Consider the following 21,764-nt stretch of genomic DNA (forward strand, 5'->3'; position numbering starts at 1 on the left):
AGGATGAGCGGGCGGCGGCCGACGGGGTCCGGCGGGTTCGTGAAGGTGTGCGGGCTCACCCAGGAGCAGCAGATCGACTGGGCCATCGAGCTGGGCTACGACGCCATCGGGGTCGTGGTGACCCCGAAGAGCAAGCGGTACTGCCCGCCCGGGCGGGCCGTGGCGCTCGCCGACCACGCCCGCGGGCGGATCCCCTCCTTCGCCGTGGCGCTGGCCCTCGAGGAGACGCAGGCGGTCGCCGAGCACTTCGACACGATCCAGGTCTACGAGATGGCCGACATCCCCCATCTCGCCCTCGCCTCCGGCACGCCGCCCGAGCACCCGGAGGCCCTGCAGTACTTCTTCTACGACGCCAGCACGGGCAGCGGTGTCTTCGTGGACATCCCCGAGTGGGTCAAGGACGTTCCCGGACGGGTCGTGATCGCCGGAGGCCTCGACGAGCACAACGTGGCAGGCGTGATCGACGCCTTCGCCCCGTACGGGGTGGACGTGTCCAGCAGCGTCGAGACCGCGCCGGGGATCAAGAGCCGGGAGAAGATGGCCGCCTTCATCGCCGCGGCCCGCTCGCACTGAGCGGACTCACTCCAGCAGCGTGCGGAGAGGTCCCGCCGGCAGTCCATGGCGGGTGTGGCCGCGCGGCCCCGTGGTCGTGGTGGCCGTCAGCAGGGAGTTGAGGACGGCCTCCTCCACGGCGTCGAGCACGGCCACGAAGAGCGGGTCGAGCCGGTCGTCGCTCAGCACGGCCGGACCGGCGGGCTCGCCCAGCGGGCGGGTTCCGAAGGCGAGGCCGTAGTCGCCGCTGCCGTGGCCGTACCCGGCACCGACCCGGGCCAGCGCGTAGACGGCGCGACGGGCCACCCGGGTCAGCTGGCGGGCGTCGAGCGGCGCGTCGGTGGCGGCCACGACCATGCAGGAGCCGCGGTCGGGACCGACGTCCGGGTCGGGCAGACCGACGTCCACGGGCGTGACCGTACGGCCCGCAATCCTGAGCGTGCCACCGAAGTTGGCCTGCACCAGCACTCCCACCGTCACCTCCCGGCCACTCAGCACGAGCCGTCGGGACGAGGTGCCGACACCGGCCTTGAACCCCAGCGCGGTCGTCCCCGTGCCCGCCCCCACGCACCCTTCCGCCACCGGCCCGTCGGACGCGTTCGCCAGCGCGGACCGGACATGCTCCTCGCGCACGGGGCGTGAGCGGATGTCGGACAGCAGCCCGTCGTTGCACTCCCCCACCACCGGGTTCAGGCTGCGCACGCCCTCGTTGCCGGGCCGTTCCAGCAGCCAGCCGACCAGGGCGTCGGCGACCCGGAACGCGGAGAGGGTCGAGGTGAGCAGCACCGGCGTCTCCAGGGCGCCGAGTTCGGCCAGCTGGGTGCCGCCCAGGAGCTTGCCGTAGCCATTTCCCACGAACACCCCTGCGGGCAGCGGGCGTTGCGGGCCGATCCCGTCCGGCACGATCGCCGTGACGCCGCTGTGCACCCGCGGCGGGTCGATCAGCGTGGTGTGGCCGACCCGGACGCCCGGCACATCGGTGAGCGCGTTGTGCGGCCCCGTGGGCAGGTCACCGACGCCGAGGCCGATGTCCCGGGCCCGGGGAGCGGAGCCTGAGGAGGACGGGTGAGGGTCGGGTGCGCTCATGATCGGCACCCTACGCACTCACCGCAGCGATGTGCGCCTACGCCTTCTCGAGCTGGTCCGCCAGATCGGCCAGGCCGTCGGCGTACAGGTCGAAGCGGTCCTCGGGGGCGGGCGGGTCGCCGACCGGGCGGGCGACGTACGCGGTGCGCAGGCCGAGGCGCTGGGCGCCGCGCAGGTCCCAGGCGTGGGCGGCGACCATCAGCAGCCGCTCCGGCGGCCGTCCGGTGACCGTGACGGCCAGCCGGTAGACCGCGGGGTCCGGCTTGAAGGTCCCGGCCTCCTCCGCGGACAGGGCCTGATGCCAGCGCAGTCCGGCGTGGGCGCTGAGTTCCAGCAAGGCCGTACGGCTCGCGTTGGACAGGCCGATCAGCGGGAACCGCTCGGCGAGCCGGGCGAGACCGGCCGCGGTGTCGGGCCACGGCGGGAGCCGACGGGCCGACTCGGCGAGCGCGGCGGCGGCCGAGGCGTCGGCCCCGGCGGCGTCGGCGACCAGCTGGGCCGCTTCCCGGTCGATGACCTCGCTGGTGGCGCTGGGCCTCGTGCCGTCCACGACGCGGCTCTGCTCGTGCTCGACGTGCCGCTGCCACAGGGACAGGAGTTCCTCGACCCTGGTCTCGTCGAGCGAGGCGTCGAGCGCGCGGATGCCGGCGCGGAGTCCCGCCGGTTCGTCGACGAGGGTGCCGAGCACGTCGAACACGACGGCGTCGATCGCCGGCTCTGCCATGGGCGAGGCCTCCCGGAGGGATCACGGTGACGGGCGGCGTGGGCACCGGTGAGTGCCCGTGCCGCCCGGTGTCCGGCTCACCGTCGGGCGGTGCCGATGGTGATGATGCCGGCCAGCTTCGGGCTGGTGGCGTTGTCGTAAACGACCTCGCCGCCCGCCTTCTTCCAGATCTTGATCCGGAACGTGTCCGCGGTGGCCGTGACCCGGAATCCGTAGCCGCTGGCGCCGTTGACCGTGCCGGACCCCTGGTAGACCGCCTGCTCGCCGGTGACCACGAGCCAGTCGGAACCGGTCGAGCGGAACTTCAGCTTGGCCGGGCCGAAGTCGAGCGACGCCCATCCCGTGGGGACCGTGGCTCCCTTCTCGTACAGGGCCACGAGGGAGAAGGCGGCCTTGCCGGTCAGGTCCGGGCGGGCCGGGTAGGCGCCTGCCGGGGACGTGTAGACACCGGTGCCGAATACGGGTCCCGCCGAGCGGTCGTAGACGATCAGCTCGGGGAGGGTCCTGCTGTCCGAGGCGCCGTCGTCGTCGGTGACGGTGATGGCCGGGCGGCGGATGCCGGCCCGGGTGTAGGTGTGCTCGGCCCGGCAGCCGGTCGCGGTGACCTTGCCGGCCTGCGGTGCGGTGCCGTCCTTCCAGTCGACCTCGCAGCTGTGGGTGTCGGAGGAGCCGGGGTCGGTGAAGGCGGCCGTGACGACGGCCGTCCTGCCCGCCGGCACCGCCGTCTTCGGTCCGGTGGCGGCGGTGATGGCCGGTGCCGCGTTGGCGACCTTCACGGTGGCCGTGTCGCTGCTGCGGCCGCCGGTCAGGGTGACGGTGTAGGTGCCGTTGTCGGTGCAGGTGACGGTGGTGTGCGCCGCCGCCGGGTCGGCGAAGGTGCAGGGTGCGCCTGCCTCGACGGTCCACTTCGGGGTGCCCGCGCCCGAGAGAGTGCCGTTTAGCGTGAGCGCGTCGCCTTCGCTCCCCTCGACGCCCGGACCGGCGTGCACGATCGTGACCGGGTCGATGCTGGTGAGCGTCGGCACGACCTTCTTGATCAGGCCGTCCGCGTCGAACTCCAGCTTGTCCACGGTGGTTTCGCGATGGGTGCCGTCACCGCCGGGGATGGCGAACCGGTGGTAGGCGATGTACCAGTCGTCGGTGCCCGGGACGTGGACGACGGAGTGGTGGCCCGGCCCCTTGATGCCGAGCGAGAGGTCCTTCTCCAGGATCACTCCGCGCTTGGTCCACGGGCCGGTGGGCGAGGTCCCGGTGGCGTAGGCGACCCGGTAGTTCTCGTCCCGGGTGTCGTTCTCCGACCACATGAAGTAGTAGGTGCCCTTGCGCTTGACGACGAAGGAGCCCTCGTTGTAGCCGCCGGGGGTGATGTCCTTCATCTTCGCGGTGTCGATGGAGACCATGTCGGCGTTCAGTGGCGCGACATAGGCGTGGCCGTTGCCCCAGTAGAGGTACGACGTGCCGTCGTCGTCCGTGAACACGGCCGGGTCGATCATCTGGCCGCTGAACTGGCCCGCCTTCAGCAGAGGCCGGCCGAGTGCGTCCTTGAACGGGCCGGTCGGCGAGTCGGAGACCGCGACACCGATGTTGGCGTCGGCGCAGAAGTAGAAGTAGTACTTGCCGTCCTTCTCGGCGATGGTCGGCGCCCAGGCGCGGCTGTCCGCCCAGGAGACGTCGGGGCCGAGGTCGAGGATGACACCGTGGTCCTTCCAGTGGACCAGGTCGGTGGAGGAGTACGCCTTGAACTGCGTGCCGCTCCAGCCCTCGAAGCCGTCGGTGGTCGGGTAGAGGTAGAAGGTGTCGCCGAAGCGGACGATGTTCGGGTCGGCGTTGAGGCCGGGCAGGACCGGGCTCTTCATGATGAGCGCGGAGACCGTCCAGGTGCGCTTCTTGCCGTCGGAGCCCGTCACTTCGTACGTCACCGGCTTGCTGAAGTCCTGGACGCTGCCGGAGGCGGGGCTGATCGCCGCGCCGTGGGCGAGGGTGAACTCCGGTGCCAGCGAGGTGAGATCGGCGCCCTCCTTCAGCGGCAGCGTGATCCTGCCGTCGGCGTTGTCGATGATCGCGTCGACCTTCAGATCGGACTGCGTCGCCTTGGCGATGCCCGCGGTGTTGCCGCTGAGCTCCATGACCTCCGCGGCCGTCAGCGCACGGTCGTAGATGCGGAAGTCGTCGACCTCGCCGCCGAAGTAGGGGTCGGCCGCGTACAGGGAGCGGCCGATGTAGCCGGTGTAGTCCTTGTTCGCGTCGTACAGTTCGGACGGCTTGATGCCGGTGGTGGTGCGGGCTGCCTCGACGCCGTCGACGTAGAGGACCATCGTGCCGGTCGTGCCGTCGAGGGTGACGGTGACGTGCCGCCACTCGCCGGGGGTGAGCTGCGAGCCGGCCGTCAGCTTGGACTCGGCGGACCAACTCGCCTTGGTGATGGCCGAGTAGAGGCTGGAGCCGCCGTTGGACGGGGTGGCGAACAGGTACTTGTTGCTGTCGGGGCCGAGCCCGAACAGCCACTGGAAGCTCGCGCCGCCCTGCCATTTGGCGTACGTCGACACGGTCACGCTGTCGGCGTTCTTCAGCACGCCGTTGGGGATCCTCACGTACGGGGACGTGTCGGCGTCGCCGGACATCTTGAACGAGCCGCCGTGGACTCCGGTGCCGAAGGCGGGAGTCCGGGCGTAGGTGCCGTGGTAGCCGTGGCCGCTGGCGTCGCGGGCGATGTTGCCGCCGGTCTCGTCGAAGTCGTACTCCAGAAGCAGGTCGGCCGGGACGTCCGGGCCCTCCGCCGAGACCGTGACCTCCGCCCGGACCGGCAGCGCGGCGCCGTCGGGGAGGCTGCCGGTGACCGTGAAGGTGCCGGGCTGGGCGTACTCGGACGCCGGGACGTCCTCCCAGTCGACGGCGACGGGGCGCTTGGCACCGTCGGCGTAGGTGGCGATCACAGTGGCCGGCAGGACTGGGGCCTCACCGGTCCGTGTCTTCACCTGCACGTCCTCGACGCTCGCCACCACCTGGTCGGGCTGGTAGGCGCGCAGCAGCCGGTCGTACTCGGCCTGGGTGACCGGCAGGACCGTGCCGTGGCGTGGCCTGGACGGCAGGTCGTAGTCGGCGACCGGGGTCCAGACACCGGCGTCGAGGTCGGTCGTCTCGAAGGGGAGGTAGCCGCGGCCGCCGAACTCGTCGAGGAAGGCGTACCACTTCTCCTCGGTGTTCGACTTGAACACCAGCGGCCCCTCGGCGGCGCTCATCGCGCCCTTGCCGATGCCCTCGGCCACAGGGGTCCACGAACCGAGGATCGAGTCGCTCTTCTCCTCGAAGATGAACTTGCTGTTGGGGGTGGAGGAGGTGTTGTTCCGCTCGTCCTTCGACAGGCGGTAGTAGGTGCCGTCATGCCGGATCATCGTGGAGTCGATGACCGAGTAGCCGCGGTCGATCCAGACCTTGGGCTCGCTGAAGGTGTAGAAGTCGCGGGTGGTCGCGTACATCATGCGGTTGTACGTGTCGCCCGAGTGCGCCGCGTTGTCGTACAGCTTCGACGCCCAGAAGACCACGTACTCGCCGCGCTCGGCGTCGTAGAAGGCCTCCGGCGCCCAGGTGTTGCCGGCGCTGTCCGGGGAGACCTTCACCAGGCGCTGGTTCGTCCAGTGGACGAGGTCGGTGGACTCCCACACCATGATGGACTTGCTGCCGCTGCGCTGGGCGGCATCCCAGTCGCCGTTGCCGTAGATCCGCAGGTCGGTGGCGATCTGGTAGAACTTGTCGCCCTCCGGGGAGCGGATGATGAACGGGTCGCGCAGGCCCTTCTCGCCGAGCGTGGAGGTCAGGACCGGCTTGCCGTCGTTCAACTCCCGCCACTTCAAGGGGTCGTTGCCCTTGCTGAGGGCGGCGTAGAGCTGTTCGCCGTCCGAGGTGCCCTCGCCGGTGAAGTAGCTGAACATGTAGCCCTTGAGGGCTTCCTGCTGCGGGAGTTCGGGAACCTTCGCGGTGAAGGTGCGGGTCGTGCTCGCGTCGCCCTTGGTGACGGTGGCGGTCAGTTCGACGGTGGTGGTGCCGTCGCCGTGCGCGGGGCGGTGGACGACGCCGTCGTCGGTGATGACGTCCGAACGGGACGAGGACCAGGCGACCTTGGTGCCGAAGTCGCCGTCAGCGGGGAGGGTGAGGTTGCCGCGTACGTCGTCGAGGTTGTGGACGGTGAGGGCCTGCGCGGCCTGCTCGGTGGCGGTCTTGTCGTCGAAGGCGGGCAGGACCGTGACGTCGAAGGTCCTGGTGTCCGTCACCGTGCCCTTCTTCAGGGTCGCGGTGAGGGTGGCGTGGGCGTTCGGTTCGCCCGCGGCGGGGCGGGTCACCTTGCCGGTGTCCGAGACGGCGGCGGTGTTGTCGCTGGCCCAGGTGATGGTGGAGCCGCCCGCCGTGCCGGTCCTGGGCAGGTCCAGGTCGGCGGTGACGGCGGTGGTGTCGCCGAGGTCGAGGGCCGCCTTGTCGTCGGCGACGCCCTGGGTGGCCACGGGGAGCGAGAGCCGCTCGACCTCGGAGGCGTCCAGGGCACGGTCGTACACCCGGAAGTCGCGCATGCGGCCCTTGAAGAGCTTGTCGCCCGAGTAGACGGACTTGCCTATGTAGTTGGCGGTGGTGGTGCCGGAGCCGATGGCACCGGGGGTGATGGTGACCGCGGTGTTGCGGCCGACCTCGACCCCGTCCTCGTACAGCACGCCCGTCGAGCCGGTCTGGGTGTAGGTGAGGTGCTTCCACACCGCGCGGGTCAGGTTGTGCGCGTCCGACGGCTTGGTGGTCTGCTCCGTCGACCAGTTGCCGGTCGCGATCGAGGTGCGCAACGAGTTGCCGGTGGTGAAGAGGTAGCCGTTGCCGCTGCTGCCGCTGGAGTTGCCGAAGCCGTAGATGAAGTACGGCGTGGACTGCGTCGCATCGATCAGCACGTCCGTCGAGACGGTGATCGCACTCATGCCCTTCATGACGTCGTTCGGCACCTTGACGTAGGTGTCGGAGCCGTTGAAGGCGAGACCCTGGCCGGAGGACGACCAGTCGGCGGTGCCGTTGACCGTGCCGTCGCGGCCGTTGCCGGAGGCGTCGGCGACGGTGCTGCCGGAGGCGGCGTCGAGCTTGTACCAGAGGGCGAGTCCGTCGGTGATGTCCGCGGTGTCGGCGGCGGTCGCGGAGGTCACCAAAGCGGTGAGGCCGAGGAACAGCGACACGGCGGTCAGGCCCGCGAGGCGGCCCGCCCAGCGTCTCGCGCGGGGGCGCGGACGTGCGAGGTGCGTCATGTGGGGTTTCCCTGCTGAGGCATGGCTGACGGGGGGAGGGGAGGGCAAGCAGGAGTCAGCCGGGAACGGGCGCCTCGGCCAAGGGCGCCCTGACGTTGCGGCTGTGTGACGTCGTGTTGCGAGAGTGTCAATCGGGTGATGGGGCAGCGTCAAGAGGTTTCGAACAATGTCCGACAGGTCGAACGAGCGAGTGCGGCGGTGCTCAACGGCGCGCGTGCCAAGGCGGGTTGGCGCGGACCCCCGCAGAGCCCGCGCCCTGGGGCCGTCTCAGCCCACCGCGCGCTTCACCAGCGCACCGATCCGTTCCTCCACCTCGGCCGTCACCTCGGTCAGGGCGAACGCGGCCGCCCACATCGGACCGTCGTCCAGCTGTGCGAGGTCGCTGAACCCGAGGGTCGCGTACCGCGCCTTGAACTTCTCCGCGCTCTGGAAGAAGCAGACGACCTTGCCGTCCAGGGCGTAGGCCGGCATGCCGTACCAGAGCTTCGGCGCGAGCGCGGGGGCGGCGGCCGTGACGACGGCGTGCACCCGCTCGGCCATCACCCGGTCCGGCTCCCGCATCTCGGCGATCTTCGCGAGCACGTCCCGCTCGGCCTCCGCCGCCTTGTCCGCGTGGGAGCGGCGCCGCGCGGCGGTCTTCATCTCCCGCGCGTGCTCCTTCATCGCGGCCCGCTCCTCGGCCGTGAACCCCTCGTAGGCGCCGCCTTCGTCACCGGCCATGGCAGATCTCCCCCTTTGTGGATCTGGCTGTGCAGACCGTCGGATCCCGCTGTGCGGGACTTCGGGAGGGGACTTTATCCCGATCGCCGGAAAAGGAGCATGCCCGTGAACTCCGTGCCTGCCGGCTCTGGCCGTCACAGGCCGGGCCCATTACGGTGACCCGCACTGGGCGAGGGGCTGGGGGGCCATGGAACGGCGGACATGGGTATGCACGGCGGGGGCGATGTTCGCCGTTGCGCTGTTCACGGCATGCTCGCAGGGCGGGCACACGTCGAAGCCGTCGAAGCCGCCGACCGAGCGCAGTCCGTCGCCGACTCGCGCCAAGTCCGCCGCGCCTTCGGCCGAGAGCCGAGTCGCCGCGCACCGGCAGCAGGTGCTCACGGAGTACGCCACCGGGAAGGACGCGCCCGACGACGACGGTCTGAGCGTGGTGAGCAGCGGCCCCGGGGGCACCGTGTTCTTCTGGTCGACCGCCGACGACCGGTACTGCTCGGCGACCTACTACACCAGCGGCGCGTCCACGTCGGCCTGCGCCACTTCGGCCGAGCCCCTCAGCCGCACGCCGCGCCTGAACCGCCTGTACGAGGGCTCCCCTTACAGCGTCCGCGGCGGATGGGGCGTCTTCGTCGCCGCCGACCGGGAGACCATCGAGTCCGTGACGTGCGGCGGTACGCCCGCGGTGTTCTGGGAGATCCGGGCTGTGCAGCAAGGCGGCGCCCGGCGCACCGTCTACGCGATGGACTTCGACCGCGGAACGGGAGGCACCGTCACCGCCCGCGTGCGGCGAGCCGACGGCGTCGTCACCGTGGACCTCCCGCTGGGGACACCGGCCGACGACGTCCCGCGCGACTCCGACTCATGGCAGGTCTGCGAGGCCGGCTAGCCCTGACTCCCGCGGCGCAGTTCCGCCGACAGATGGTGCTGCAACGGCTGCCCCACCGCCGCCAGATCGTGGACGAACGTGAGCGTGTCGGCGTCGGTCAGGGTGTACCGGCGGCGGGTGGCCTCGACCTCCTTGGCCGTCGGGGTCAGGGCCACCTCATGGGTGGACAGATCGACCGCGCCCTCCTCGGCATGGCCCACGGCGATCTCCGCGATGCCGGTGGGCTGCGTGATCAGGGCCTCCACCCGGCCGTCCGGCTGAAGCCGCCACCACCCGCTCTCACGGGCCGCCGGACGCAGCGGGCTGTCGTCCGCGCCGATCAGCCAGGCCCGGGCCTCGTAACGCAGGAAGGGCCGGCCGTCGTGACTGAAGGTGACCTCCTGCGCGTAGGCGAAGTCCCCGTCCAGGGTCGGGTATCCCCCGCGGCCCCGGCCGCGCCAGGTACCCAGGAAGCCGAGCACCGGCTTGAGCAGGGCGTGCGGTGCGGGTGCGCCGTCCGGCCCGTGGGCTTCGCCGTACGGGTACTGCGGGGCGGGTCGGGACACGCTGCGCTCCTCGAGGTCGGGCCGGTCGCGGGACAGCCTAGGCCGCACCCGCCCGCGCAACTTCATTTCCGCAGCCGGAAATTCACTCGCCCGGCCGGAAGCCGAGCCCATAGGCTCCGCCCGCGCACCTGGGACGCGACAGACGACCGCGAGGGGAACCCCATGGAAACGCCCGGCTCACGTACCGACCGCTTCGGCCTGCTGCTCGACCAGTTCGACCGCGCCCGGGAGATGGCCGAGGTCCGGCTCATCGGTCTCAGCGACGAGGAGTACCTGTGGGAGCCCGTGGCCGACTGCTGGTCGCTGCGCCGCCGTGAGGAGGCGGTGACGCCCAGGGCGTTCGGGCCGGGTGACTGGGTGCTCGACCTGGGCGCGCCGGACATCCCCCGGAACGAGTACGCGGAGGTCGCCCGGCAGGCCGCCTCCGGCATGTCCGTCGAGAAGATCGCCGAGGACTGGAGCGTCAGCGTCGAACGGGTCCAGGAGATCCTCGACCACACCGGCCCGCTGGAACCCGACAAGACGCCGGTCACCACCATCGCGTGGCGCCTCGGGCATCTGCATTTCGAGTTCGCGGGGGCCTGGGAGTGGGCCTTCGGCGAGCGGCGCCAGGATCCGAAGCTGATGGTCGACTTCTCGCCCTCGGCGGCCGTGACGCTGGAGCGGTTCTGGCCGGTGATCGACCGCTGGCGCGAGAGCGTGGGCCGGATGACGGAGGAGCAGCTCGACACGGTCGGGTTCTCCCAGTACCCGTACGGCGGGGACGCCGACGAGCCGTACATCAGCGTGCTGTGGGGGGCGAACCTGGAGTTCATCCACCACATGGCCGAGATCGCCCTCCTGCGCGACCTGTGGCGGGCGCGTTCCGGCAGCGTCGGGTGACCGGGGCCGGGGCAGTGGAAATGCCGTGGAACCGCAGCTCGGGGGCGTGTTAGCGTCCCCACGCCGGCCGCGGGACTTCGGTGCGACTTCCGGAACCTGCCTGTACAGCAATGATTCGCAGCTCGTGCCCCCATTCCCCGGCCGGCATTTCAGCAACAAGGGGGCGGGAAAAGGCATGGAGTCGTACGGGGATCTCGTCGCGGCCGACGACGTGCTGCTCTTCGTCAACGCGGCGATCACCGCGACGGGACAGCGCGAGTTCCACGCGGACGCGGGCGCGCAGCGGCTCTCCCTCGACTTCCTGCACGCGTACATGCTCGGCAACTACCGCGATCTGTACGCGGGTGTGCTGGCGCTGGACATCAACGACCACAACGCCGCGCTGATCGTGCGCCGGCTGCTGGAGACGTCCGCCGAGGCCACCGTGGAGCAGCGCCGCAGCGAGGGGCGGCTGATCGCGGGGCGGCTGGCGCTGCTGCCGCCGCAGCGCGTCTACGGACTCTTCCGCGCGCTGCGCCGTGCCGGGGTGAACAACCGCCGTACCCGCGCGCTGCTGCGCGACTGGCTGGCCGCCCGCCCCGATCTGGCCTTCGACGCGGTCAAGTACCGCAGCGGCCTCAAGCAGGCCCTGCGGCACGCGCATCTCGCGCCGGACGACGGCGAGTTGGGCACGTTCCTGTTCGCGCCGCTGAGCCGCGCCCACTACGACACCCCCATCCTGGAGACCTGGCGCCGGGCGCACTACGAGCAGGCGGCCGTGTATGAGCTGCCGTACACCGTGGCCGAGGGTTTCGCGGCCAAGCACGGCATTCCGCGTGCCGTCTTCCTGGAGCGGATCGCTCCCCGGATGACCCGTCTCGAGACGCTGCGGCTCCAGGAGACGGCGGAGCGACGAGGCGTGGCGGGGGCCGTCGCGGTCGACCTCGCCCGGATGCCGCTCACCCGGCTCGCCGGCTATGTGCTCTCCCTGCCGGCCGCGGAGCGGGTCGAGCGGCGCGACGAACTCACCGGCGCGCTGCGCGCGGCCGCCGCGCGGGTCGCCGGGGCGCACCGCGGGACGTGGGGCCGGGTCACCGCCGTACTGGACGACAGCTTCTCCTCCTACGGCTCGGGCGTGAAGCGGCGTCGGCCGCTCGCGGTCGCCCTCGCCTGCCACTACCTGCTGGAGGCGCTCGCCGACCGGTACGCCGGGCTGTGGACGTCCGGCCGCCGTGAGGCGCTGCTCGCGCATCCCGTGGGTCCGACCCCGCTGGGCGAGCGGATCCTCGACGCGCTGGAGACGGCCCCGGACCGGCTGGTGATCGTCTCCGACGGCTGGGACAACGCCCCGCCCGGACTCGCCGCGGAGGTGCTGCGCGTCTGGCGCACCCGCCTCGACCCGGAGCGCCGCACCAGCGTGGTCCACCTCAACCCGGTCTACGACGCCGACGGCTTCGACGTACGACGGCTCGCCCCGAGTGTGCCGACGGCGGGCGTGCGTGACGCGGAGGATCTGCCGGCGCTCGTGGAGATCGCGCAGTTCGCCGAGGGGCGGACCGGGCTCGCCGAGCTGACGGCCTATCTGGACGCCCGCGCGGAGCGGCTTGTCGCCGTGCCGGGGCAGCGGATCTCGGCAGGGGGCACGCGATGACGTCGTACAGCACAGCCCATGCCCCGTCCGGCCTGTTCGACGGGCTGCGGACGCGGCCCTCGCAGGTGTGGGGTGCCGTCCGGCTGGTGCCGCTGGTGCGGGCCGAGCCCGTGGAGGATCTGCGGCTGCATCCGCGCCTCCACGCCGGGCCGGGCGTGGTCGACCTGGGCCGCAGGGGCAGTTACTGCTCCTACATCCCGCACAGCTTCGTCGCGGAGTGGACCGGGGACGGCTCCCCGGCCGCCGCCTACGGCACCCAGCTGGCCGAGGGCCCGGCGGAGCAGCGGCCGGTGGCGGCGGTACGGCTGCACTTCCACCGCCGGATGGCGCGTCAGGAGGCGAAGCGGCGGCTGCGGTTCCTGCCGCTGCATCTCGCCCTGGAGGGCTATCTCGCGTTGCACTTCGGCGGCCCCACCATCGCCTGGGAGGAGTGGTCACGGCAGGCGGTGCGACAGGGGCTGTCGCCGCGCGTCGAGGCCGCGTATCTGGGGTTGCAGGTGCCGGGGCTGGCCGACGCGTTGAGCGTCTTCGAGATCCACCCCGGTCAGTGCGGTGTCCTCGTCTATCTGGCGGACGCGCTGGCCGCCGCGTTCGTGGTGCCGCATCCGGAGGACTACCGGACGCTGCATCCGACGCTGGTCCAGGACCTGTACGGCGATCTGGTGCACCACTACGCGACGCTGATGCCGCCGGTGGCGGACTTCCGGGCGCGCATCGCCGACGGCGGGATCCGTTCGCTGGGCGAGCTGCGGGCGGCCGCGGCCGAACAGACGGACCGGTGGGCGGAGTTCCACGGCACGACCATGGCCGCCGGGCTGGTGGAGCAGAAGAGCAGCTGGCAGCGGGTCCGGCGGATGGGCCGCTTCACGCTCTGCCGCTTCCTGCCCGAGTTCCGTCCCAAGCGGGACAACCACATCGGGGAGGCGATCCTCGACGAGCACGGCCGGACCGTCTACCTCAAGACCTTCCGGCTCTCCGAGAACCAGGTCCGCCGCGGCTTCCTGCTCAGCAGGCTCGCCGCGCACGACTGGCATCTCGCGGACACCGCCGCCGAGTTCGGCATCGACAGCGCCGCGCTCGCCCAGCGGGTGGAGACGGCCGGCTTCGGCTTCCTGCTGCGGCAGCGTCGCTGACGGGGTCAGGGCGTGCGGGTCGCCGGGGCGCGGTCAGTCGGCGTGCGGTCCGCAGGGAGGGGGTTCACCGGGGCACGGTCCGTCGGCGTGCGGTCCGCAGGGACAGGGTTCACCGGGGCGTGGTTCGGCGGGGTGCGGACCATGTACACGTCCACCTCGTCCTCGGACTCCAGGACGAAGCCGTACCGCTCGTACAGTCTCCGGGCCGCGCTGCCCTGGAGGACGTTCAGCCGGGTCAGGGCGCCCTCCCGGTCCGGGCGTTCCAGCAGGCCGGCCAGGACGGCCGAGCCGATGCCCTTGCCCTGGAGCTCCGGGACGAGGAGGAAGTGCTCCAGCCAGTAGGCGTCGTCGGCCGGCCGCAGCGCCACGCAGCCGGCCAGGGCACCCGCCACCTCGATCGCCCAGGTGTGCTCCGGCTGGTAGGCGTCGCGCAGCCGCTGTCGCACCCGGTGCTCGTCGTACCGCCCGAGCCGCTCCAGGTCCGCCTTCATCACGACGGCACGGATCTCGACGATCTCCTCGAGATCCGCCATCGACGCCGGCCGCAGCTCCCAGTCCGCCATGATCATGATGTTATCGCCCGGACCGGGTGCCGCCTCAGCCGACGGGAGCCGTGCGGATGGCCGCGATGTCGAACTGCAGGCGCACCTTCTCGCTCACCATGGCGCCGCCCTCGGCCAGCCTGGAACTGTAGTTCAGGCCCCACTCCGTACGGTCGATCGTCGTCGTGCCGTCGAAGCCCGCCCGCTGGTAGCCGAAGGGGTCGGTCACGTGGCCGATGTAGGTGAGTTCGAGGTCCACGGGTCGAGTGGTGGCCTTGATCGTGAGATCGCCGGTCATGCGGTAGACATCGTTGCCAAGTGGTTCCACCGCGGTACTGCGGAAGCGCATGCGCGGATGGTTCGCCGAGTCGAAGAAGTCACGGCCCACGAGGTGGGCGTCGCGTTGTTCCACTCCGGTGTCGACACTGGCCGTGGACACCGTGATCTCGGCCTGCGAACGGGACGGGTCCCGGCCGTCGAAGTACAGGCGGCTCTGGTATTCGGCGAAGGCTCCGCGGACCGTGGTCACCATGGCGTGCCGCACGGAGAAGCCGATCCTGCTGTGGGCCGGGTCGATGACCCATTCACCGGTCAGGGCGGCGAGAGCGGGGTCCGGGAGGAGAGCGGTGGGGGCGCCCGGCCGGCCGGTGGGGGGTGTGGGGGTGAGGGTGGGCTCCGTGCGGCGGAACGGAGTACCACGACTGAACAAATTCATGATTCACCTAACTACTGCACGGGAGTTGGCGAGGCAAGCCCGCGTTGGCGGTCGACGAAATATCCACAAGTCCCCCACCAAGTCCCCTGCGGCAAGGACAATTGACGGCTTCGCGTCGATTCCCACCAGCCTGCGCATTCCGAAGCAGGCATGATTTTCCGGCATTTCGGGGCGGCGACCAACCAACGACGGACCGCAAGAGGGGAAATGCACATTCACCCCTGTCTCATTCGCGCCCGTACACCCGAACTCGTAGTGACCCCGGGAAGGTCATGCTTCTTCCCCGTTTTGCCCTGCTGTTGGTAACGCGGCGGATCGCAGCCGGACTCGGACATACGTTCCTCTCCGTGAACTCTCAAGCCACCTCCCACAGCCCCGTCCGCCGCGCGTTCCTGCGGGCCGGGCTGACCGGCGCCGCAGCCCTCGGCACCGGCCTCGCACTCGACGCGTCCCCCGCCATCGCGGCCACCCCCGTGACACGCCCTCGCCCCGGAACCCCCGACGAGGCGCTCCGGGAACTGGCGGCGGGCAATCGCCGCTGGCGCACCTTCCGTGAGCAGCACCCGGACGAGACACCGGCCACCCGTCAGGCGCTGGTCTCGGGACAGCACCCCTTCGCGGTCGTCCTCGGCTGCATCGACTCCCGGGTGCCTCCGGAGCTGGTCTTCGACCAGGGACTCGGGGACCTGATGACCGTGCGCACTGCCGGAGAGGTCCTGGACGAGGCGGTGCTCGGCAGCATCGCGTACGGGGTGCTGGAGCTCGGGACACCGCTCGTGCTCGTCCTCGGCCACCAGTCGTGCGGCGCGGTGCGAGCGGCGGTCCAGGCCGAGGAGTCCGGTGCGCAACTGCCGGCGCACATCCAGTACTTGGCCGACCAGATACGACCGAACATCGATCACACCAAGGAGGGCGACGCCCGGATCGACGCGACCATCGACGCCAACGTACGGGCGGTCCGGGCGCGTCTGGCGGCGGAGCCCGACCTCGCGGCGAAGGCGGCGGGCGGAGAGCTCGCCATCGTGGGCGCACGCTACGAGTTGAGCAACTGGCGCGTGCATCACCTCGCCGGCTGACGAACGAGAGGCGCGACCGGGACGCCCCCGTGCCCGATGGCGCGCTCGCACCGGTCGCAGCTCAGCAGAGCGCCGGCACCCACATCCGGCAGTCGTTCACCGCAGTCCGAGGCCGCCTCGAGCCACGTCCGTCCTCCGGCCGCCCGCCTCGATCAGCACCACCTTGGACGCCCGGCTCCTCCACGGATCTCCCCCTGGTGGTCCCGACGGCTCCGACACCCCCGCTTGCCGGACCCCGCCCTGATCGGACAGTACTGTGCCGACACGGGGACTCGACCACGTAGGCGAAGAGGTGGACGCATGGCAGGCAAGGCGAAGGAGAAGTTGTCCCGCAAGGTCTATGAGCGTGAACTGCTGCGTCTGCAGACGGAGTTGGTGAAGCTTCAGGAGTGGGTGCGGGCCGAGGGCGCGCGGCTGGTCGTCGTGTTCGAGGGGCGGGACGCGGCCGGCAAGGGCGGCACCATCAAGCGGGTCGCCGAACATCTCAACCCGCGCGTCGCCCGGATCACGGCCCTGCCGAAGCCGACCGAGCGGGAGCGGACGCAGTGGTACTTCCAGCGGTACATCGAGCATCTCCCGGCCGCCGGGGAGATCGTGCTGTTCGACCGGTCCTGGTACAACCGGGCCGGCGTGGAGCATGTGATGGGCTTCTGCACCAAGGAGGAGTACCAGCTCTTCCTGCGGCAGTGCCCGATCTTCGAGCGGATGCTGGTGGAGGACGGCATCCTGCTGCGCAAGTACTGGTTCTCGGTGAGCGACACCGAGCAGGAGGACCGTTTCCGGCGCCGCCTGGAGGACCCGCTGCGCCGCTGGAAGCTGTCGCCGATGGACCTGGAGTCGCTCACCCGCTGGGAGGCGTACTCCCGGGCCAAGGACGAGATGATGGTGCACACCGACATCGCCGAGGCCCCTTGGTACGTCGTCGAGAGCGACGACAAGAAGCGGGCCCGGCTGAACATGATCGCGCATCTGCTGGACTCGGTGCCCTACCAGGAGGTGCCGCCGCCGGTGCTGGAGCTCCCGGAGCGTCCGGAGTCCACCGGCTATGTGCGGACACCGCGCGAGCTGCAGACCTACGTCCCGGACCACGCGGCGGGTCTCTGACACCCCGCGTCACCGGCCGGTGCGCAGGGGTTCGGCGGGGGCGTCGTCCGCCTGCTGGAGTGCGGTCAGCAACTCGTTCTGGCCGGTGAGCAGCTCGGTGAGGATCCGGCGGGCGGCGCGGAGCAGTTCGGCGACGTCGCCGCCGGCGAGTGCGTAGCGGACGGTCGAGCCCTCGCGCATCGACACCACGATCCCCGAGCGACGCAGCACGGCCAGCTGCTGGGACAGGCTGGACGGCTCGATCTCGATGTCGGCGAGCAGGTCCCGCACGGACACGGGCCCGTGCTGGAGGAGTTCCAGCACCCTGATGCGCACGGGGTGGCCGAGCATGCGGAAGAACTCCGCCTTGACCTGGTAGAGGGGGGCCTGCATGGCTGCTCGCTCCTAGTCGGCTGGACGGTACTGCGGCTGCCGGGGTGCGACGGCACCTGAGGGGCACCGCCGCATCACAGGCCCCCCTCGGATGCCGATCCTCCACGCCCCGGGCCGTGCGCGAACACACAATGGGACCATGCTGATGTGGTGACTTGAAGAAGTCTTCACATGATGGGCAGCAGTGGTCCCGGCTGCGTCGCCCGAGTCAGATCTCGATCACCTCCTCGACGCGTTTGAGCTGGTGCCGGGCCATGGCCAGGTTCGAGCGGGCCTTGTCGAGGACGAGGTAGAGGAACAGGCCGTTGCCGCTGCGGCCGGTGACCGGGCGGATCAGGTGGTACTGGCTGTCCAGCGTGATCAGCATGTCCTCGATCCGGCCCTTGAGGCCGACCTGTTCCATGGTGCGCACCTTGGCCCGGACGACGTCCGTGTTGCCGGCCGCGGCGACCGTCAGATCCAGGTCCTTGCCGCCGCCGAGCGTGCCCAGCGCCATTCCGCTGGTGTAGTCGACGACCGCGGCCCCCAGGGACCCCTCGATCCCGGCCATCATCTCCTTCAGCGACACTTCCACACTCGCCACAGTGCCTCCCTTGCGCTCGTTGACTGCGACGGACCGGTGCCGCCGGCCCGCCTCGATGCCCCGGACCGTACGCATGCGGCCGACTCGCGAGGACCGACTCTCTGGGAATGACCGTGAGCGCCGGACAACGATCGAACAACGACGCGACCAGACCGTTCGAAGGACGGGAACTGCCGTGACGCGCAGCGAAGTTGACGCCCGGACCGACCGCCCGAGCTCACCCCTCCGTACTGGGAGGTCCTGCCGCCGTTGGGCCTGTCGGCCCTGTGTCCGTCCCCGTGCGGCCCTGGGGCACGGAGGCGGACGGGGGCGAGGGTGGGGAGTCGCGGGCCGTGCCCCGCACCGCCCCGTTCCCCCTTCTCCCGGAGGCTTCATGCTGTCCGCAGAGTCCGCCGCCGTCGTCCGGGCCACGCTGCCCGCCGTGGCCGGAGCCCTCGACGAGATCACCACCCGCTTCTACGGCGCGATGTTCCGCGACCGCCCCGAACTGCTGGACGGCTTGTTCAACCGCGGCAACCAGGCCAACGGCGCCCAGCGGCGGGCGCTGGCCGGGGCGGTAGCGGGCTTCGCGAGCGCGCTCCTCGACGACCCCGACACCCGCCCGGACGCCCTGCTGGCGCGGATCGCCCACAAGCACACCGCGGTCGGGGTCACCGAGGACCAGTACACGATCGTCCACAAGTACCTGTTCGGCGCGATCGCCGAGGTGCTGGGCGACGCGGTCACCCCGGAGGTGGCCGCCGCCTGGGACGAGGTGTACTGGCTGATGGCCGGTGCCCTCATCGCCCAGGAGGCACGTATCTACCTGGAGGCGGGTGTCGCACCGGGCGAGGTGTGGCGACCGTGGACGGTCGTCGACCGGCACGAGGAGACCGCCGACGTCATCTCCCTCTTCCTGCGTCCGGCCGACGGCGGCCCGGCCCCCGCGGCGAAGGCCGGGCAGTACGTCAGCGTGCGGGTGCTGATGCCGGACGGCGTGCACCAGGTGCGCCAGTACAGCCTGTCCGGCGACCCGGGCGGCGAGCTGCGCCGCGTCACCGTCAAGCGGGTCGGCGGCGGCGAGGTGTCCACCCTGCTGCACGGCACGGTGCGGGCCGGGGACGAGCTCACCCTGTCCGCGCCCTTCGGTGACGTCGTCCTCGACGAGACGGACACGCCGCTCCTCCTGGTCTCCGCCGGCATCGGCTGCACCCCCATGGTCGGCATGCTCGCCCACCTCGCCGCGACCGGCTCCACCCGCAGGGTCCTGACCTTGCACGCGGACGTCTCCCCCGGCAGCCATGCCCTGCGCACCGAGACCCGCGCGCTCACCGCACAACTGGCGGACGCCGAGGCGGTGTTCTGGTACGAGCGTTTCGGCATCGCCGAACCCGGCGCCCGTGAGGGCCTGATGGACCTCGACGGAATCGACGTGCCGGCGGACGCCACCGTCTATCTGTGCGGCCCGCTCCCCTTCATGCGCGCGGTCCGCACCCAGCTCCTCGACCGCGGGGTCCCGCCGCGGCACATCCGCTACGAGGTCTTCGGCCCCGACCTGTGGCTGCCGGACGCGTCCTGACCCGGCAGGATGGTGAACGGGCGACCGACCCGCCGACACCCCCATCAGCGTTCGCCCGCGTCAGCCTCGTCCCCGCGTCCGCTCCGGCGGCACGCCCGCGCGCGTGCGCCGCACCGCGGGGACGTACATGCGAGGCCGCGCGGTGGGGGCCGTGCCGCCTCGCCCAGGCGGCCGCCGCCGGCCCGGACACCCGGCGGCGGCCGCCGAGTGCCGGACCCGTCGTACGGCCGGGGCCGTGGCCGTCGTACAGCCGGAGCGGTGACCGTCGTAGGGCCGGGCCCGCGACCGTTGACCGTCGTACCGCCGCGAGACAGCCACGAGACGCATATGCGGCGGACAGGTTCCGCCGGGATGCGGACAGTAAGTGACATAGCGTCTCGATTCCCGTCCGGGTGCGGTGAGATGACCCCAACCGTCACCGGCAGCGGGTGGGGAGAGACATGGGTCTGATTCCGGTATCGAACGTGGCGGACGGCCCCGGACTGACGCCGTGCGCCTGCGGCGCGCCGGCCCGTCCGACCGAACCGGGGGCCGACGAGGACCGGTTCCGGGGTCTTCTGGAAGCCGCCCCGGACGCCATGGTCATCGTCGACGACGGCGGCATCATCAAACTCGTCAACGCCCAGACCGAGGCCCTGTTCGGCTACCGCCGCGAGGAACTCCTGGGCCATCCCGTGGAGTTGCTGATCCCGCACCGCTTCCGCCCGCACCACACCCGGCACCGCGGGGGCTACGCCGCCAACCGCCAGGTCCGGCCCATGGGCGCCGGACTCGATCTGCACGGACTGCGCAAGGACGGCACCGAGTTCCCCGTCGAGATCAGCCTCTCGCCGCTGGAGACCGCGGACGGGCTGCTGGTCTCCGCGGCCGTACGTGACGTCAGCGACCGCCGGGCCGCCGAGGCCCGGATCAACGAGCTCGCCGCGCTCGTGGAGTCGTCCCAGGACGCGATCCTCGCCAAGACCCTCGACGGCTACATCACCTACTGGAACGCCGCCGCACAGAGCCTCTACGGCTACACCGCCCAGGAGGCCATCGGCCGCCACGTGTCCGTGCTCGCGCCGAGGGAGAAGCGGGGCGAGGTCACCGCCCTGCTGAAGCGGCTGTGCCACGGGGAGAAGGTCGAGCACTTCGAGACCCTGCGCCTGACCCGCGCCGGGGAACTGCTGGACGTCGACGTCACCCTGTGGCCCACCCGGGACACCGCCGGCACGGTCGTCGGCGCCTGCGCCATCGTCCGGGACATCAGCGACCGCAAGCGCGCCGAGGCCGAACTCACCGTCCTCTACGAGCAGCAGCGGCACATCGCCCTCACCCTGCAACGCAGCCTGATGGGCACCCCGTCCGCGGTCCCCGGCCTGGCCATGGCCAGCCGGTACCGGCCCGCCACCCAGGGCGCCGGCGTGGGCGGCGACTGGTTCGACCTGATCCCGCTGGGGGCCGGCCGGGTGGGGGTCCTCATCGGTGACGTGATGGGCCGCGGCCTCGAAGCCGCCGCGGTGATGGGCCAGTTGCGCTCCGCCGCACACGCCCTGGCCAAGACCGGCATGCAGCCCCGGCAGCTGATGCAGGCCCTGGACACCTGTGTCGCCGACCTGGACGTCCCCGACCAACTGGTCACCTGCTGCTATCTGGTCGTCGCGCCGGACAGCGGAACCGTCACCGTCTGCTCGGCCGGTCATCTGCCGGTGCTGGTCGCTCCCCCGGGCTGCGGGGTGCGCGCGCTGACGACCCCCGTGAACGCGCCGCTGGGCGTCGGCGGCATCCTCTACGAGCAGTCGTGCGCCGAGATACCGCCCGGTGCCACCCTCGTCCTGTACACCGACGGACTGATCGAGACGCCCGGCAGCGACATCGAGGAGCGCCTCGGTCAACTCACCTCCGTCCTGGACGGGTTCTTCGTCGACACCCCCTCTCTGGAGACCGCCGCGGACCACGTCCTGACCAGCCTGCTGCCCGACGCCGACAGCCACGACGACGACGTGACCCTGCTGCTGGCGCAGTTGCCGGCCGCGCCGCTGGCGGCGCTCACCACCGATCTGCCGGCGCTGCCGTCGTCGGTCCCGGAGGGGCGCACGTTCCTCAACAAGGCGCTCATCGCCTGGGAGTGCGCCGAGTCGGCGGAGGAGGCCCGGCTGCTGCTGTCCGAGATCCTCACCAACGCGGTCCAGCACGCCGAGGGCCCGATCACGCTGCATCTGTGCCGTACCGCCACCGACCTCACCGTCGAGGTGAGCGACCACAGTCCGCACCTGCCCCAGCCGCGGATGGCGGCCGAGGACGAGGAGTCCGGCCGCGGTCTGCTGCTCGTGCGCGCGCTGGCCGACGGATGGGGGGTACGGCCCACCGACGAGGGCAAGACCACGTGGTTCACGCTGAAGCTGTGAGG

General features: G+C 71.2%; 18 protein-coding genes. 9 read left to right on the plus strand and 9 right to left on the minus strand.

The window, feature by feature from the left end:
* The first annotated feature begins 3 nt into the window (after positions 1-3).
* Positions 4-573: a hypothetical protein gene (locus tag ACFUO4_RS32080; RefSeq protein WP_383491455.1), complete on the plus strand. Its 570-nt coding sequence runs from the start codon at positions 4-6 to the stop codon at positions 571-573.
* A gap of 6 nt (positions 574-579) precedes the next feature.
* Here ACFUO4_RS32080 and ACFUO4_RS32085 read toward each other — a convergent pair whose 3' ends face one another.
* From ACFUO4_RS32085 to ACFUO4_RS32100, 4 genes are all read right to left on the minus strand, one after another.
* Complete coding sequence (locus tag ACFUO4_RS32085; protein ID WP_383491456.1) at positions 580-1,638, minus strand: P1 family peptidase; 1,059 nt, start codon at positions 1,636-1,638, stop codon at positions 580-582.
* A gap of 37 nt (positions 1,639-1,675) precedes the next feature.
* Positions 1,676-2,362 (minus strand): haloacid dehalogenase type II, encoded by a 687-nt coding sequence (locus tag ACFUO4_RS32090; protein WP_383491458.1) that lies wholly within the window; start codon positions 2,360-2,362, stop codon positions 1,676-1,678.
* 77 nt (positions 2,363-2,439) lie between these two features.
* On the minus strand, positions 2,440-7,632 hold the full coding sequence (locus ACFUO4_RS32095) for a family 43 glycosylhydrolase (protein WP_383491460.1): 5,193 nt from the start codon (positions 7,630-7,632) through the stop codon (positions 2,440-2,442).
* 267 nt (positions 7,633-7,899) lie between these two features.
* Positions 7,900-8,352, minus strand: a complete 453-nt coding sequence (locus tag ACFUO4_RS32100) for a hypothetical protein (RefSeq protein WP_383491462.1) — start codon at positions 8,350-8,352, stop codon at positions 7,900-7,902.
* Between the two features lie 187 nt (positions 8,353-8,539).
* On the opposite strand from ACFUO4_RS32100, the gene ACFUO4_RS32105 reads away from it, so the two are divergent.
* Entirely contained in the window at positions 8,540-9,235 is a 696-nt protein-coding gene (locus ACFUO4_RS32105; RefSeq protein ID WP_383491464.1) for a hypothetical protein, read from the plus strand.
* Here ACFUO4_RS32105 and ACFUO4_RS32110 read toward each other — a convergent pair.
* On the minus strand, positions 9,232-9,780 hold the full coding sequence (locus ACFUO4_RS32110) for an FABP family protein (RefSeq protein WP_383491466.1): 549 nt from the start codon (positions 9,778-9,780) through the stop codon (positions 9,232-9,234). The two genes, ACFUO4_RS32105 and ACFUO4_RS32110, sit on opposite strands and share 4 nt — an antisense overlap.
* A gap of 162 nt (positions 9,781-9,942) precedes the next feature.
* Here ACFUO4_RS32110 and ACFUO4_RS32115 point away from each other — a divergent pair, with 162 nt between their 5' ends.
* The 3 genes from ACFUO4_RS32115 (at position 9,943) to ACFUO4_RS32125 (ending at position 13,425) form a co-directional block, all read left to right on the plus strand.
* On the plus strand, positions 9,943-10,662 hold the full coding sequence (locus tag ACFUO4_RS32115) for a DinB family protein (RefSeq protein ID WP_383491468.1): 720 nt from the start codon (positions 9,943-9,945) through the stop codon (positions 10,660-10,662).
* 175 nt (positions 10,663-10,837) lie between these two features.
* Positions 10,838-12,292: a hypothetical protein gene (locus ACFUO4_RS32120; protein ID WP_383491470.1), complete on the plus strand. Its 1,455-nt coding sequence runs from the start codon at positions 10,838-10,840 to the stop codon at positions 12,290-12,292.
* A complete protein-coding gene (locus ACFUO4_RS32125) occupies positions 12,289-13,425 on the plus strand; it encodes a hypothetical protein (RefSeq protein ID WP_383491472.1) in 1,137 nt (378 codons plus the stop codon). Before ACFUO4_RS32120 ends, ACFUO4_RS32125 begins: the two co-directional genes overlap by 4 nt.
* A gap of 5 nt (positions 13,426-13,430) precedes the next feature.
* On the opposite strand, the gene ACFUO4_RS32130 is transcribed toward ACFUO4_RS32125, so the two are convergent.
* Complete coding sequence (locus ACFUO4_RS32130) at positions 13,431-13,988, minus strand: GNAT family N-acetyltransferase (RefSeq protein WP_383491474.1); 558 nt, start codon at positions 13,986-13,988, stop codon at positions 13,431-13,433.
* 34 nt (positions 13,989-14,022) lie between these two features.
* Positions 14,023-14,682: a YceI family protein gene (locus ACFUO4_RS32135; protein WP_383491476.1), complete on the minus strand. Its 660-nt coding sequence runs from the start codon at positions 14,680-14,682 to the stop codon at positions 14,023-14,025.
* 347 nt (positions 14,683-15,029) lie between these two features.
* Here ACFUO4_RS32135 and ACFUO4_RS32140 point away from each other — a divergent pair, with 347 nt between their 5' ends.
* A complete protein-coding gene (locus ACFUO4_RS32140; protein ID WP_383491478.1) occupies positions 15,030-15,758 on the plus strand; it encodes a carbonic anhydrase in 729 nt (242 codons plus the stop codon).
* Positions 15,759-16,058: 300 nt separating this feature from the next.
* Entirely contained in the window at positions 16,059-16,862 is an 804-nt protein-coding gene (ppk2, locus tag ACFUO4_RS32145; RefSeq protein WP_383491480.1) for a polyphosphate kinase 2, read from the plus strand.
* A gap of 9 nt (positions 16,863-16,871) precedes the next feature.
* Here ppk2 and ACFUO4_RS32150 read toward each other — a convergent pair whose 3' ends face one another.
* A complete protein-coding gene (locus tag ACFUO4_RS32150; protein WP_383491482.1) occupies positions 16,872-17,234 on the minus strand; it encodes an ArsR/SmtB family transcription factor in 363 nt (120 codons plus the stop codon).
* 208 nt (positions 17,235-17,442) lie between these two features.
* The gene (locus tag ACFUO4_RS32155) at positions 17,443-17,817 is read right to left on the minus strand and encodes a hypothetical protein (protein WP_383491484.1); all 375 of its coding nucleotides are present in this window, start codon (positions 17,815-17,817) and stop codon (positions 17,443-17,445) included.
* Between the two features lie 373 nt (positions 17,818-18,190).
* Between ACFUO4_RS32155 and ACFUO4_RS32160 the strand changes: the two genes are divergently transcribed.
* Together ACFUO4_RS32160 and ACFUO4_RS32165 are read left to right on the plus strand one after the other, a co-directional pair.
* Positions 18,191-19,375, plus strand: a complete 1,185-nt coding sequence (locus ACFUO4_RS32160; protein ID WP_383491486.1) for a globin domain-containing protein — start codon at positions 18,191-18,193, stop codon at positions 19,373-19,375.
* A gap of 440 nt (positions 19,376-19,815) precedes the next feature.
* Positions 19,816-21,762 (plus strand): PAS domain S-box protein, encoded by a 1,947-nt coding sequence (locus tag ACFUO4_RS32165; RefSeq protein WP_383491488.1) that lies wholly within the window; start codon positions 19,816-19,818, stop codon positions 21,760-21,762.
* Positions 21,763-21,764: the final 2 nt, after the last annotated feature.

Origin of the sequence: Streptomyces sp. NPDC057280 (assembly GCF_042668605.1) — a bacterium.
Taxonomy (GTDB): domain Bacteria; phylum Actinomycetota; class Actinomycetes; order Streptomycetales; family Streptomycetaceae; genus Streptomyces.